The 12,180-nt window shown below is 73.5% G+C and carries 13 protein-coding genes; 7 read left to right on the forward strand and 6 right to left on the reverse strand.

The annotated features are described in order from the left end of the window. The first annotated feature begins 22 nt into the window (after window positions 1-22). The 6 genes from E0F75_RS06020 to E0F75_RS06045 all read left to right on the forward strand — a co-directional run bounded on the left by E0F75_RS06020 (window position 23) and on the right by E0F75_RS06045 (window position 7,247). Window positions 23-1,186: a Gfo/Idh/MocA family protein gene (locus tag E0F75_RS06020; RefSeq protein ID WP_374115372.1), complete on the forward strand. Its 1,164-nt coding sequence runs from the start codon at window positions 23-25 to the stop codon at window positions 1,184-1,186. Further along, window positions 1,183-2,049 carry a PmoA family protein gene (locus tag E0F75_RS06025; RefSeq protein WP_187621410.1) on the forward strand — a complete coding sequence of 289 codons (867 nt, stop codon included), beginning with the start codon at window positions 1,183-1,185 and terminating at the stop codon, window positions 2,047-2,049. The genes E0F75_RS06020 and E0F75_RS06025 overlap by 4 nt, the downstream gene beginning before the upstream one ends. Further along, window positions 2,046-3,692, forward strand: a complete 1,647-nt coding sequence (locus E0F75_RS06030; RefSeq protein ID WP_187621411.1) for a glycoside hydrolase 43 family protein — start codon at window positions 2,046-2,048, stop codon at window positions 3,690-3,692. The genes E0F75_RS06025 and E0F75_RS06030 overlap by 4 nt, the downstream gene beginning before the upstream one ends. Window positions 3,693-3,790: 98 nt before the next feature. Continuing rightward, window positions 3,791-5,131, forward strand: coding sequence for a sugar ABC transporter substrate-binding protein (locus E0F75_RS06035; RefSeq protein ID WP_187621412.1), 1,341 nt, complete (start codon window positions 3,791-3,793; stop codon window positions 5,129-5,131). Further along, complete coding sequence (locus E0F75_RS06040) at window positions 5,128-5,955, forward strand: rhamnogalacturonan acetylesterase (protein WP_187621413.1); 828 nt, start codon at window positions 5,128-5,130, stop codon at window positions 5,953-5,955. The genes E0F75_RS06035 and E0F75_RS06040 overlap by 4 nt, the downstream gene beginning before the upstream one ends. Beyond that, window positions 5,952-7,247 carry a polysaccharide lyase family 1 protein gene (locus E0F75_RS06045; RefSeq protein ID WP_187621414.1) on the forward strand — a complete coding sequence of 432 codons (1,296 nt, stop codon included), beginning with the start codon at window positions 5,952-5,954 and terminating at the stop codon, window positions 7,245-7,247. The genes E0F75_RS06040 and E0F75_RS06045 overlap by 4 nt, the downstream gene beginning before the upstream one ends. Before the next feature lie 36 nt (window positions 7,248-7,283). On the opposite strand, the gene E0F75_RS06050 is transcribed toward E0F75_RS06045, so the two are convergent. From E0F75_RS06050 to E0F75_RS06060, 3 genes are all read right to left on the reverse strand, one after another. Beyond that, entirely contained in the window at window positions 7,284-7,706 is a 423-nt protein-coding gene (locus E0F75_RS06050; RefSeq protein WP_187621415.1) for a YjbQ family protein, read from the reverse strand. Window positions 7,707-7,799: 93 nt separating this feature from the next. Further along, window positions 7,800-8,567: a permease prefix domain 1-containing protein gene (locus E0F75_RS06055; RefSeq protein WP_187621416.1), complete on the reverse strand. Its 768-nt coding sequence runs from the start codon at window positions 8,565-8,567 to the stop codon at window positions 7,800-7,802. Further along, complete coding sequence (locus E0F75_RS06060) at window positions 8,564-8,905, reverse strand: PadR family transcriptional regulator (protein ID WP_187621417.1); 342 nt, start codon at window positions 8,903-8,905, stop codon at window positions 8,564-8,566. The genes E0F75_RS06055 and E0F75_RS06060 overlap by 4 nt, the downstream gene beginning before the upstream one ends. A gap of 99 nt (window positions 8,906-9,004) precedes the next feature. Between E0F75_RS06060 and E0F75_RS06065 the strand changes: the two genes are divergently transcribed. Then, window positions 9,005-9,487, forward strand: coding sequence for a hypothetical protein (locus tag E0F75_RS06065; RefSeq protein WP_187621418.1), 483 nt, complete (start codon window positions 9,005-9,007; stop codon window positions 9,485-9,487). 136 nt (window positions 9,488-9,623) lie between these two features. Here E0F75_RS06065 and E0F75_RS06070 read toward each other — a convergent pair whose 3' ends face one another. The 3 genes from E0F75_RS06070 to E0F75_RS06080 are packed head-to-tail and all read right to left on the reverse strand — an operon-like array spanning window position 9,624 to window position 11,924. After that, window positions 9,624-10,295 carry a hypothetical protein gene (locus E0F75_RS06070; RefSeq protein WP_187621419.1) on the reverse strand — a complete coding sequence of 224 codons (672 nt, stop codon included), beginning with the start codon at window positions 10,293-10,295 and terminating at the stop codon, window positions 9,624-9,626. Further along, window positions 10,295-10,834, reverse strand: coding sequence for a SigE family RNA polymerase sigma factor (locus tag E0F75_RS06075; protein ID WP_187621420.1), 540 nt, complete (start codon window positions 10,832-10,834; stop codon window positions 10,295-10,297). The genes E0F75_RS06070 and E0F75_RS06075 overlap by 1 nt, the downstream gene beginning before the upstream one ends. Continuing rightward, window positions 10,815-11,924, reverse strand: coding sequence for a LacI family DNA-binding transcriptional regulator (locus E0F75_RS06080; RefSeq protein ID WP_187621421.1), 1,110 nt, complete (start codon window positions 11,922-11,924; stop codon window positions 10,815-10,817). Before E0F75_RS06080 ends, E0F75_RS06075 begins: the two co-directional genes overlap by 20 nt. Window positions 11,925-12,180: the final 256 nt, after the last annotated feature.

A 12,180-nucleotide genomic window follows, 5' to 3' on the forward strand; every position in this document is an offset into this window, starting at 1 on the left:
CAACCCCGTGCACAGGGAAGACATGAACACCGCACACACACCCCTGCCGGTCGTCCTCGCCGGAGCCCGCGGCCACGGCCGCAGCCACCTCCTGAACATCCGCCGGCTCGAAGAGCGCGGACTCGTCCGCCTCGCCGGGGTCTGCGAGCTGCGCCCGCTCGACGCCGCCGAGCTCGACGGCATCGGGCACCCGGAGCAGTCCGCCGACTTCGAGGCGCTGCTCGCCTCCACCGGCGCCCGGATCGCCGTGCTCAGCACCCCCATCCAGACCCACACCGACATGACGCTCGCCGCCGCCCGGCACGGGGCGCACATCCTCCTGGAGAAGCCGCCGGCCCCGTCGTACGCGGAGTACCGCCGGATGGCCGACGGCGTCGAGGCGGCCGGAGTGGCCTGCCAGATCGGGTTCCAGTCGCTGGGGTCGCACGCGGTGCCCGCGATCCGCCGGATGGTCGCGGAGGGTGCGATCGGCGAACTCCTCGGCGTCGGCGCGGCCGGGGCCTGGGTCCGTGACGAGGCCTACTTCCGACGCGCCCCCTGGGCGGGCCACCGCCGGCTCGGCGGCGCCGACGTCGTCGACGGGGCACTCACCAACCCCCTCGCGCACGCCGTCGCCACGGCGCTCGCCCTGTCCGGCTCCACCCGCGCCGAGGACGTCGAGCACATCGAGACCGAGCTGCTGCACGCCCACGCCATCGAGTCCGACGACACCTCTGCGGTACGGATCGTCACCTCGGCCGGCACCCAGGTCACCGTCGCGGCGACGCTCTGCGCCGAGCGGTCCTCGGAGCCGTACGTCATCGTCCACGGCACCCAGGGCCGGATCACCTTCTGGTACCGGCAGGACCGGGTGCTCGTGCAGCGCGCCGGGCACGGACCGGTGGAGACCGAGTACGCCCGTACCGACCTCCTGGAGAACCTCGTCGCGCACGTCACCGACGGCGAGCCGCTGTGGGTGCCGCCGGCGGCGACCGGCGCGTTCATGCGGGTCGTCGAGGCGGTACGGACGGCCCCCGACCCGCTGGCGATACCCGCCGCGCACTGGCACACCGAGCCCGGCGAGAGCGCGCCGCGCCGGGTCGTCGACGGCGTCGACGCCCTGGTGGACGCCAGTGCCGACGGGCTCAGGCTGTTCTCCGAACTCGGCGCCTCCTGGGCCCCGTCGACCCGGGCGGAGGCCCGATGAGCCCCGAGCCCCCGACGGTCCTGCGCTGCGCGGGCCGCGCCGTCGCCCGGTACACGACCCGGCCCGAACTGGCCCCCGACCACTCCCCCCGGCCGTACTTCCACCCGGTCACGACCCTCGGCGGCCGGCCGGTGACCGAGACGGTGCCCGAGGACCATCCGCACCACCTCGGCGTGGGCGTCGCCGTGCCCGACGCCGCCGGCCACAACTTCTGGGGCGGCCGCACCTTCGTCCGCGACCGCGGGTCGGTCGAGCTCGACAACCACGGGGTGCAGCGGCACGACGGGTTCAAGCTGTGCGACCCGGACGGCTTCGTGGAGGAGCTGACCTGGACGGCCGGGGGCGAGCGGCTGCTCCGCGAGCACCGGACGGTGGCGGCCACCACGCTCGCCGAGACGGCCTGGGCGCTCGACCTCACCTTCTCCCTCACCAACGTGTCCGGGCGGGACCTGTCGATCGGCAGCCCCGCGACGAACGGCCGGCCGGGCGCCGCGTACGGCGGCTTCTTCTGGCGCGCGCCGAAGGAGGCGACGGCTCCGGTGGTGTTCGGGTCCGGGGTGGGCGCCGAAGGTTCGGGCGCGGACGGCGAGGCGGCGGTGCACGGGGCCCGCGCGAACTGGGTGGCCCTCGCGGGCGAGGGCTGGACCCTGGTGTTCGCCGGGGCGACCGCCCGGACCCGTGAGGACCCGTGGTTCGTCCGGGCGGCCGAGTACCCGGGCGTCGGTTCCTCGCTCGCCCACGACGAGCGGCTTCCGGTGGCCGCCGGAGAGACCTTCGTACGGCGGGTGGTGACCGTCGTCGCCGACGGCCGCCTCGACCGGGACGGGGCCGCGGCTCTGGTGCGCAAGGCGGTGACGTCGTGACGGGGGCCGGTGCCGCCCTTCCGACGGGGGACCTCGGCGACGGTACGTACCGCAACCCCGTGCTGGCCGCCGACTGGTCCGACCCCGACGTGGTCCGGGTCGGCGAGGACTACCACCTGACGGCGTCCAGCTTCGGCCGCGCCCCCGGGCTGCCGCTCCTGCACTCCCGGGACCTGGTCAACTGGACGCTCGTCGGACACGCCCTGGAGCGGCTCGAACCGGCCGCCGCGTTCACGGAGCCCCGGCACGACCGTGGGGTCTGGGCGCCCTCGTTCCGGTATCACGACGGCCGGTTCTGGATCTTCTGGGGCGACCCCGACCACGGGATCCACCAGGTCAACGCCCCTTCCGTACGCGGCCCGTGGACGGCCCCGCACCTGGTGAAGGCGGGCCGGGGTCTGATCGACGCCTGCCCGCTGTGGGACGAGGAGTCGGGCGAGGCGTTTCTCGTGCACGCCTGGGCGAAGTCCCGCGCCGGCTTCAACAACCGGCTCACCGGGCACCGGATGAGCCCGGACGGGACGAGGCTCCTCGACGAGGGCCGGGTCCTCGTGGACGCCGACCGGCTCCCCGGCTGGTTCACCCTGGAGGGCCCGAAGCTGTACCGGCACGACGGCTGGTTCTGGATCTTCGCCCCGGCCGGGGGCGTGGCCACCGGCTGGCAGGGCGCCTTCCGGTCGCGGTCGTTCTTCGGCCCGTACGAGGAGCGGATCGTCCTCGCGCAGGGCGACACCGACGTCAACGGCCCGCATCAGGGCGGCTGGGTGCGCACCGGGCCGGGCGAAGACTGGTTCCTGCACTTCCAGCAGTCGGGCGCGCACGGCCGGCTCGTCCATCTCCAGCCGATGCGCTGGGACGCGGACGGCTGGCCCGTGCTCGGCGACGAGGGCGCCCCGGTCCGGGTGCACCGCAAGCCGGACCTGCCGGAGCAGCCGCCCGCACGGCCGGCCGTGAACGACACGTTTCCCGGCGGCCGGTTCGGCCGGCAGTGGCAGTGGACCGCCAACCCGGGTGAGGGCTGGGCCAGTCAGCACACGGGCGACGGGCTGCGGCTCGACTGTGTGCGGTCGGACCGGTCGGCCGATCTCCGAAGCGTGCCGCACGTCCTCACCCAGCGGCTGCCCGCCGGGGCCGTGGTCGTCGAGGTCGGGCTCCGGCTCGACTCGGTGGCGCCCGGGGCCCGCGCGGGGCTCGTCGTCCTGGGGGACGCGTACGCGTGGATCGGTCTGGAGCGGGCACCGGACGGCACGGCCCGGCTCGTCCACCGGTTCGCCCCGGCGAACACGGACCGCGAACGGGACGCGGCCCGCTCCCGGCCGCTGACCGGGAACCGGGTCCTGCTCCGCATCGAGGTCACGGCGGACGCGCGCTGCCGTTTCTCGTACTACACCGCTCCCGGCGCCGATCCCGGGTCAGGTTCCGGCTCCGGGTCCGGCTCCGGCTCCGGCTCCGGCTCCGGGTCCGGGTCCGGTGGCGGCTCCGACGGCGGCTCCGACGGCGGTCCGATCCGGGTCGGGCCGGAGTTCGCCGCCACGCCCTGGCGCTGGGTCGGCGCACTGCTCGGCCTCTTCGCCGGGGCGCCGGAAGGCACGGGACACGCCGGGACGGCCGTGTTCTCCGACTTCCGCGTCACCGCCGCCTGAGCGGCATCACCCGGGGCACCCCACCGGCGCCCCGCCCCGAACTCCCCCACACCCCATCCCCGTACTCCCCGCAACACCCCGAGAGAAGAGAGCCGACGATGACCATCTTCCCCGGCGGACGGCGCAGAGCCGCCCTCGCCCTCGCCCTGACCGGCGTCCTCGCCCTGACCGCCACCGCCTGCGGTGACGACGGCAGCGGCGGGGGCGGCGGCAAGGGCGCCGAGGGATCGGGCAAGGGAAAGATCACCTTCTGGGACAACAACGGCGGTGTCCGCACCGACGTCTGGAAGGAGATCATCGCGGACTTCGAGAAGGCGAACCCCGACATCGACGTCGAGTACGTCGGGATCGCCTCCAAGGAGGTCCAGTCGAAGTACGACACCGCGATCCAGGGCGACGGCCTGCCGGACGTCGGCGGCGTCGGCGCGGCGATGCTCGCCGGGATCGCCGCGCAGAACGCCCTGGAGCCGCTGGACGCACGGATCGAGGGCAGCGCGCTCAAGGGCAGGCTGAACGCCGGCATGGTCGCGAGCGTGAAGTCGGCGGGCGGACGGGACAAGCTGTTCACCGTCCCCACCTCCGCGAGCAACGGCGTGCTGTACTACCGCACCGATCTGTTCAAGGCGGCCGGCCTGCAGGAGCCCACCACCTGGTCGAAGTTCTACACGGCGGCCGAGAAGCTGACGGCCACCGACAAGAACCGCTTCGGCTACACGATCCGCGGCGGCGCGGGCTCGATCGCCCAGGCCCTGGACGCCATGTACGGCCAGAGCGGCATCACGAGCTTCTGGAACGGCGACAAGACGACCGTCAACGACCCCAAGAACGTGGCCGCGCTCGAGAAGTACGCCGGCCTGTTCAAGAAGACCACCCCGGCCGCCGACGTCAACAACGACTTCACCAAGATGGTCGCGCAGTGGGACAGCGGCCAGATCGGCATGCTGAACCACAACCTCGGCTCGTACCAGGACCACGTGAAGGCCCTCGGTACGGAGAAGTTCCGGGGCATCCCCAACCCGACCCTCGACGACGGCACCCGGGTGCAGGTCTCCAACCCGGTCGACGGGCTCGGGCTCTTCTCCTCCGGCAAGAACAAGGCCGCGGCCTGGAAGTTCATCGAGTTCGCGGCCTCGCACGCCTCCAACAGCAAGTGGAACAAGTCGGCCGGCGCCATCCCGGCCAACACGGAGGCCGCCCAGGACCCCTGGCTCCAGGAGGCGGAGCCGACGAAGCTCGGCGCCGAGGTCCTCTTCAGCGGCAAGGCCACGATCGTGGAGCTGCCGTACTACCTGCCGGACTGGAACACGGTCTCCAAGGCCGAGAACGAGCCGGGCTTCCAGAAGGTCCTGCTCGGTACCTCCACCGCCAAGGAGTTCCTCGACCACCTGGCCGAGCAGCTGAACACGGCGCAGGCCGAGTGGAAGCAGCAGAACCCGTGAGCGTCGGCCGCCGCGCGGTGGTCACGGCCGGGGCGGGCCTCGCGCTCGCCCTGGCCGGGGCTCCCCCGGCCCGTTCCCAAGGACACCCCCGCATGCGCACCCTCTTCATCGCCGGCGACTCCACCGCCGCCCAGAAGTACGCCGACGCCGCGCCCGAGACCGGCTGGGGCATGGCCCTCCCCCTCTTCCTGCACCGGGGCGTTCGGGTCGCCAACCACGCCGTCAACGGGCGCAGCACCAAGAGCTTCCTCGACGAGGGACGGCTCGAGGCGATCCTGGCCGCGCTGTGCCCCGGCGACCTGCTCCTGATCCAGTTCGGCCACAACGACCAGAAGGCCGCCGATCCCACCCGCTACACCGAACCGTGGACCACCTACCAGGACAACCTGCGGGTCTTCGTCGAGGGCGCGCGGTCCCGGGGCGCCCTTCCGGTGTTCGCCACCTCCGTCGAACGGCGCAGGTTCGACGTGGACGGCACCGCGCTGCGGACGCTCGGCGCGTACCCGGCGGCGATGCGGGAGACCGCCCGCGAGTCGGACGTCCCCCTCCTCGACGTCGAGGCGCTGTCGATCGCCCTGTGGCAGCGGCTCGGTCCCGAGGCCACCAAGACGTACTTCAACTGGACCGCGGCCGAGCAGGACAACACCCACTTCAACCCACCGGGGGCGATCGAGGTGGCCCGGCTGGTCACCGCCGAGCTGCTCCGCACCCATGTCCTCGCCCCGCGCGAGACGCGCCGCGTGGACGACCACATTCCCGCCGGGCTCATCACCTGGCCCGAACCCGCCCCTGCCGCTTCCGAGTTCGAGGAGAGCCGATCGTGAACCGACGCACGCGACTGGGAGTGGTGGCCGCGACCGCCCTCACCCTGACGGTGACCGCACCCGCGGCCGGTGCCCACGCCGCCCCGCGCCCCGGGGCCGACCCCGCCCGCGCCACGCTGCCGGCCGGTGACGGCTGGGCGTCCGAGGGAACCGGCACCACCGGAGGGGCGGCCGCCGTCGCCTCCCGGGTCTTCACCGTCACCAGCTGGGAGGAGTTCCGGGACGCGCTGGCCGTGCCCGGCACCGAGCCCCGGATCGTCAAGGTCGTGGGCACACTGAACGCCACCGCCGCCGGCTGCGCCGCCTTCGAGGCCCCGGGCTACGACTTCGCCCGCTATCTCGCCGACTACGACCCCGCCGTCTGGGGCTACGAGAACGTGGTCAGCGGCCCCCAGGAGGACCTGCGGGCGGCGTCCGCGACCGCCCAGGGCAAGGCCATCAAGGTCAAGGTGCCCGCGAACACCACGATCGTCGGTGTCGGCAGGCACGCCGGGATCACCGGCGGCAGCCTCCAGGTGCAGGGCGTCGACAACGTCGTGGTCCGCAATCTGACGATGGAGAGCCCGCTCGACTGCTTCCCGCAGTGGGACCCGACGGACGGCGCGACCGGGGCGTGGAACTCCGAGTACGACAGCCTGGTCGTGTACGGCTCTACCCATGTCTGGATCGATCACAACACCTTCACCGACGGGGCCCACCCGGACAGTTCGCTGCCCTCGTACTACGGCGAGGTCTACCAGCAGCACGACGGCGAGCTGGACGTCGTGCGGGGCGCGGACCTCGTCACGATCTCGTGGAACGTCTTCGCCGACCACGACAAGACCCTGATGATCGGCAACAGCGACAGCGCGGGCGCCACGGACCGGGGCAGGCTGCGGGTCACCCTGCACCACAACCTCTTCAAGAACGTGATCGAGCGGGCGCCGCGGGTCCGGTTCGGGCAGGTCGACGCGTACAACAACCACTTCGTGGTGCCGAGTTCGGCGTACGCGTACAGCCTCGGCATCGGGCAGGAGTCCCAGCTCTTCGCGGAGAAGAACGCGTTCACGCTCGCCGGGGACGTACCGGCGGGCAGGATCCTCAAGAAGTGGAAGGACGCGCCCGTCACCACCGTGGGCAACTACGTGAACGGCAAGCCGGTCGACCTCCTCGCCGTCCACAACGCCCGGTTCCCCGAGGAGCTGTTGCGGGCCGACGCGGGCTGGACCCCCGTCCTGCGCACCCGGGTCGACCACCCGCGGGCCGTGCCGGCCCTCGTCGACCGCCACGCGGGCGCCGGCCGCTCCTGCTGAGCCCTCGCCCGCTTCCGGGACGACCCGCCGTGTCCGCTACCCGAGGAACGACAGGCGGACCCGGCGGTCGGGGTTGTCCTTGTTCGTGTCCACCAGGCACACCGACTGCCAGGTGCCGAGCGCCAGTTCGCCGTCGATCACGGGGAGCGTCGCGTGCGGGGCGACGAGGGCCGGCAGGACGTGGTCACGGCCGTGGCCCCGGCTTCCGTGGCGGTGCTGCCAGCGTTCGTCGGCGGGGAGCAGGTGGTGCAGGGCCGTCAGCAGGTCGTGGTCGCTGCCCGCGCCCGTCTCGATCAGCGCCACGCCCGTCGTCGCGTGGGGCGTGAAGACGTTGAGGAGGCCTCCCCGCCCCTGTGCCACCTCGGCAAGGAAGGCGACGCACTCCCCGGTCAGGTCGTACACCCTCTCCGATCCTCCGGTGGTGACGTCCAGGACGCGTGTGGCGAAACCGTTGCTCATCCCCTCATCGTGACGGAGCGGACGGCCTTCTCAAACGCCCCACGCAGACGCCCCGGGGAGGTCCCCCCGGGTGCCCTCGCGCGACGTCCGGCATCAGCCGGGCTCCGGCGCCCCCAGGACCGGCAGCCGCGCGCAGCGGCGGCAGGCGCGGGCCGAGGTCGCCACGACGGCGTGGGAGGCGGCCGCGAGCGCGCCGGCGAAGGCGAGCAGCGGCCAGTTCGTCGCGAGCGCGGCGGCGGTGACGAGGGCGAGCGTCGTCACCGCCATGGCGGCTCCGGCGGTCGTGCCGGTCCAGGCGACCACTGCCGGCAGCCGGGCCGGTGGGGACAGCCGGCGGGCGAGGGTTCCGGTGGTCGCCAGAGCCGCGGCGGCGAGCAGGGTGGCGGCGATCGAGACTCCGGACAGGTGCGCGGCCAGAAGTCGTGAGGTGTGGAGAACCGATCCCGCGGGTTCCCGGGCGGTCACGCCGGTGAGGTACCAGCAGGCGATCAGGAAGGGTGCGGTGAGCGCCACGACCCGGGCGGTGTGCCGGGCCTGGGCGAGGGTCAGCTCCCGCTGACAGCTCGGGACGAGCTCGTCGACGGTCCCGAACTCCCGGACCGCCGCACCGATCGCCTCGCGCCGTGGGACGCCCCGCTCGATCTGCGCGTCCGCCGTGTCCTCGAGTCCGCCGCGGATCTCCTCGATCATCCGGTCCTTGGTCCGGGCGGGCCCGTGCAGGGCGGCGGTGAGGTCGGCGACGTACGCGGCGAGCGGGTCGCCGACGGGATCGGCGGCATCGGTGTCGGTGCCGGCGGGATCGGCGTCGGCGGCATCGGTGTCGGCGGCATCGGTGTCGGCGCCCACACCTGCGGCGGTCATGTGGCGAGCCCGTGCGGTGTGGTGGGGTTGAGGACCGAACCGATCGCCGCGGTGAACTCGTTCCAGGCCGTGCGTTCGCCGGCGAGCGTGCGCCGGCCCTCGTCCGTCAGCTCGTAGCACCGGCGGCGCCGCTCCCCGGAGGACTGCCAGCTGCTGCTCAGCAGGCCGGTGCGCTCCAGCCGGTTCAGGGCCGGATAGATGGTGCCCGTGCGCAGTTCGAGCACGCCTCCGCTGCGCTGCTGGACCGCGGCGATGATCGCGTACCCGTGCAGCGGTCCCGGTTCGAGCACCGCGAGCAGCAGTCCGTCCAGGTGCCCTCGCACCGCATCCGCCTTCATGGGTAGGCAGCCTACACAAGGGAGCCGTAGGCAGTGTATGTATTGGTAGCCAACCTATTGGCAGCCAGAACATCCCGCTCTTGCCCGGAGGCATGCGCCGTGACCGAATTCCTGCTGTCCGTCCACGTCCTGGTGGCGATCGTCACGGTCGGGTCGATCACCGTGGCCGCCTCGATGTTCCCGCGCTTCGCGCTCCGGGCCTGCGGCGGCGGGAAGGAGGGGGACGGCCGGTCCGAGGGGACGGGGGCGGCCGTGCTCCTCCACCGGGTCTGCACCGGGTACGCCGTCGCCGGTGTCGTCGTGCCGGTGTTCGGCATCGCCACCGGCGCCCAGCTCGGTGTACTGACCGACGCGTGGCTGATCGTCTCGCTCGTGCTGACCGTCGCCGCCGCGGCCCTGCTCGGCCTCGCCGTCCTGCCGGGCCAGCGGCGCCTGCTCGCCCTCGCCGAGGGCGCGGCCACGGAGGAGGAGGCGCGGCCCATCGCGTCCCGGCTGTCCATGGTGACCGGGATGTTCAACGTCCTCTGGGCGGTCGTCGTCGTCCTGATGATCGTCCGCCCAGGCTCCACGACGGGCGCCTGAACCCGGCCGCCCGGTCGTCGTCCCGGGCGGCCCGTCATTCCGGCCTGGTCGTCATTCCGCCATGGTCGTCATTCCGGCCTGGTCGTCATTCCGCCATGGTCGTCATTCCGGCCTGGTCGTCATTCCGACCCTGTCGTCACTTCGGGCGGGGCGTCCCGAAGTCGCCGCGCAGGGTCGACCGGCCGCCGTCGGCCCCCGTCAGGACGACGGTGTACGTGTCGGCCGAGGCGTCCCGTACCCCTTCGGCGTGGTTGTACTGGCCGGCGAAGACATGGGGGCCCGGCGGGACCGTCCGGCCCGGCTTGAGTGTCCAGCGGTAGACCAGCTCCCGGCCCTCCTCGGTCACCGTCACGGTGAAGTCCTCGGCGGGGCGGGTGCGCCAGTGGCCCGTGCTCACGACGCCGGGGCTGCGGACGATCCTCAGCTCGACGGTGAGGCCGCTGACCGGGGTGGCCGTCGTCAGGCCCAGATCGCTCTGCGCCCACCAGCGGTTGCTGCCGGGGTCGATCGCGGCGGTGGCCCGTGCGCTCGGGCCGGGCGCGGGGAGCGTGGTGGCGGGCGCGGCGGGCCGGTCGTGCAGCGTGGTCGCGGCGAGACCACCGAGGCCGACGACTCCCACGACGGCCGCGGCGACGGCCACGACGGCCGTCCAGCGGCGTCCGGTCCAGCGGGTCGCGGGCCGGGGCGGCTGGGCCGCAGGGGCGGGTGCGGCCATGCCGCGTTCCACCCGGGCGAGCATGCGGGCGTGGTCGGGCCGGTGCGCGAGCGCCGCCTCCCTCAGCTCGTGGCGGAGCCGTGTCTCGTCCATCAGCGCCTCCCCGCGGCGAGTTCGGTGGCGGCCTGGGGGCCGAGCAGCCTCTGGAGCTCGGCCATGCCCTTGGCGGTCTGGCTCTTGACCGTACCGACGGAGACGCCGAGCGCGTGAGCGGTGTCGCGTTCGGAGAGGTCGAAGGCGTGCCGGAGCACGACGCAGGCGCGCTTGCGGAACGGCAGGGCGCGCAGCGCCGTCCGCACGTCGACGACGGCGGGCACGTCCGGGTCCTCGGTGTGGTCGGGGCGCCGGTCCCAGAAGGCGGCGATACGGCGCCGCTCTCGGACGGTGCCGCGGATCCGGGTGCGGACGAGGTTGGTGACGACGCCGCGGGCGTAGGCGGCGGGGTGGTCGGCGGCGCGCACCCGGTCCCAGCGGTGCCAGAGCGCGAGCATGGCGTCGGCGGCGAGGTCGTCGGCGGCGTCGGTCTCGCCCGTCAACAGGTGGGCGAGACGGGCGAGTTCGGCGTAGTGGCGCTCGAAGAACGCCCGGAACTCGGCCGCGCTCTCCTCGGCCTCAGTGTCCGCCGCGACCACGACGGTCCTCGGTGGGGGCGGAGCCGGACCCGTGGGGTCCGGGCAGGGCGGCCCCGGCAGTGGGGCCGGTGAGGGCGGGGCCGGTGCTCGCGCGCGCGGTGAGCAGCGGCGGGATGAGCTCCGTACCCCGGGGCGTCTCCCCGGCGAGGCGCCCGACGAGCCGTTCGACGGCGAGGCGGCCCATCTCCGGGGCGGGTACGGAGACGGCGGTGAGCGGTACGGAGGCGTGGACGGCGACCTGGTCGGGGCAGATGGCGACCACGGAGACGTCCTCGGGCACGGCGCGGCCCTGGTGGCGCAGGAGCGCGAGCAGCGGCTCGACGGCGGCCTCGTTCTGGACGACGAAAGCCGTGGTGCCGGGGCGTTCCTCGAAGACGCGGGTGACGGCGGCGGTGACGGCCGCGTAGGTGCCGTCGACGGGCCGGTGGAGCAGGCCGACGCCATGGGTCCCGGCGGCGGCGCGCAGTCCGGTGAGGGTGCGGGCGGCGAAGCCCGTACCCCGCTCGTAGACGGCGGGCGGTTCACCGAGGACGGCGATGCCGGTATGGCCGAGTCCGGCGAGGTGCTCGACGCAGCGCGCTCCGGCGGCCTCGAAGTCGAGGTCGACGCAGTCGAGTCCGGCGGCGTCGGCGGATTCCGCGGATTCGGTGGGGAGGCCGATGAGGACGGCGGGCCGCTCGGCCTCCTGGAGGCAGGGGAGCCGGGGGTCGTCGAGTCCGACGTCCATGACGATCATGGCGTCGGCGATCGCGCTGCCCTCGACGCGACGGACGGCCTCGGGGCCCTCCTCGCCGGTGAGCAGCAGGACGTCGTAGCCGTGGGAGCGGGCCGTGGTGGTGACGGCCATCGCGATCTCCATCATGACCGGCACGTAGAGACCGGTACGGAGCGGCATCATCAGGGCGAGGATGCCGGTACGGCTGCTGGCGAGCGCGCGGGCGCCGGCGTGCGGCCGGTAGCCGAGGGTGTCGATGCTGTGCTGGATCCGCTCGCGGGTGGGGGCGGATATGGAGCGCTTGCCGCTGAGCACGTAGCTGACGGTGCTGGCCGACACCCCGGCGTGGCGGGCGACATCGGCGAGGGTGATCACGTGCGCGCTCCTCGGCTGTTCCCGGTGTTCCGGGCGAACGGCGCCCGTCGATGATTCGGACCCCGACCCTAAGCGGCCGCTCGTCGAGCTGTCCAGGCGGGCCGCGAAGAGTCCAAGCGTCGGGTGGCCGAGCGGGGTTGTGCCGGGGCGTCGCGCGCGATGGGATGGACAGCGGACGGAAGGCGCTTTCTGCGCCGCTGATCTCCTCGTTCTCCGTTTCCCCTCTCCTTCCTCCCCCGCCCTCTCACACGCTCTC

The sequence above is a fragment of the Streptomyces sp. CB02980 genome, assembly GCF_014451325.2.
In the GTDB taxonomy this organism is placed as follows: domain Bacteria; phylum Actinomycetota; class Actinomycetes; order Streptomycetales; family Streptomycetaceae; genus Streptomyces.

Excerpts from the sequence above, each read along its gene's own strand:
- E0F75_RS06025 (WP_187621410.1), top strand. The coding sequence starts at position 1,183 with ATGAGCCCCGAGCCCCCGACGGTCCTGCGCTGCGCGGGCCGCGCCGTC.
- E0F75_RS06070 (WP_187621419.1), bottom strand. The coding sequence starts at position 10,295 with ATGGACGAGACACGGCTCCGCCACGAGCTGAGGGAGGCGGCGCTCGCG.
- E0F75_RS06020 (WP_374115372.1), top strand. The coding sequence starts at position 23 with ATGAACACCGCACACACACCCCTGCCGGTCGTCCTCGCCGGAGCCCGC.
- E0F75_RS06035 (WP_187621412.1), top strand. The coding sequence starts at position 3,791 with ATGACCATCTTCCCCGGCGGACGGCGCAGAGCCGCCCTCGCCCTCGCC.
- E0F75_RS06050 (WP_187621415.1), bottom strand. The coding sequence starts at position 7,706 with ATGAGCAACGGTTTCGCCACACGCGTCCTGGACGTCACCACCGGAGGA.
- E0F75_RS06060 (WP_187621417.1), bottom strand. The coding sequence starts at position 8,905 with ATGAAGGCGGATGCGGTGCGAGGGCACCTGGACGGACTGCTGCTCGCG.
- E0F75_RS06055 (WP_187621416.1), bottom strand. The coding sequence starts at position 8,567 with ATGACCGCCGCAGGTGTGGGCGCCGACACCGATGCCGCCGACACCGAT.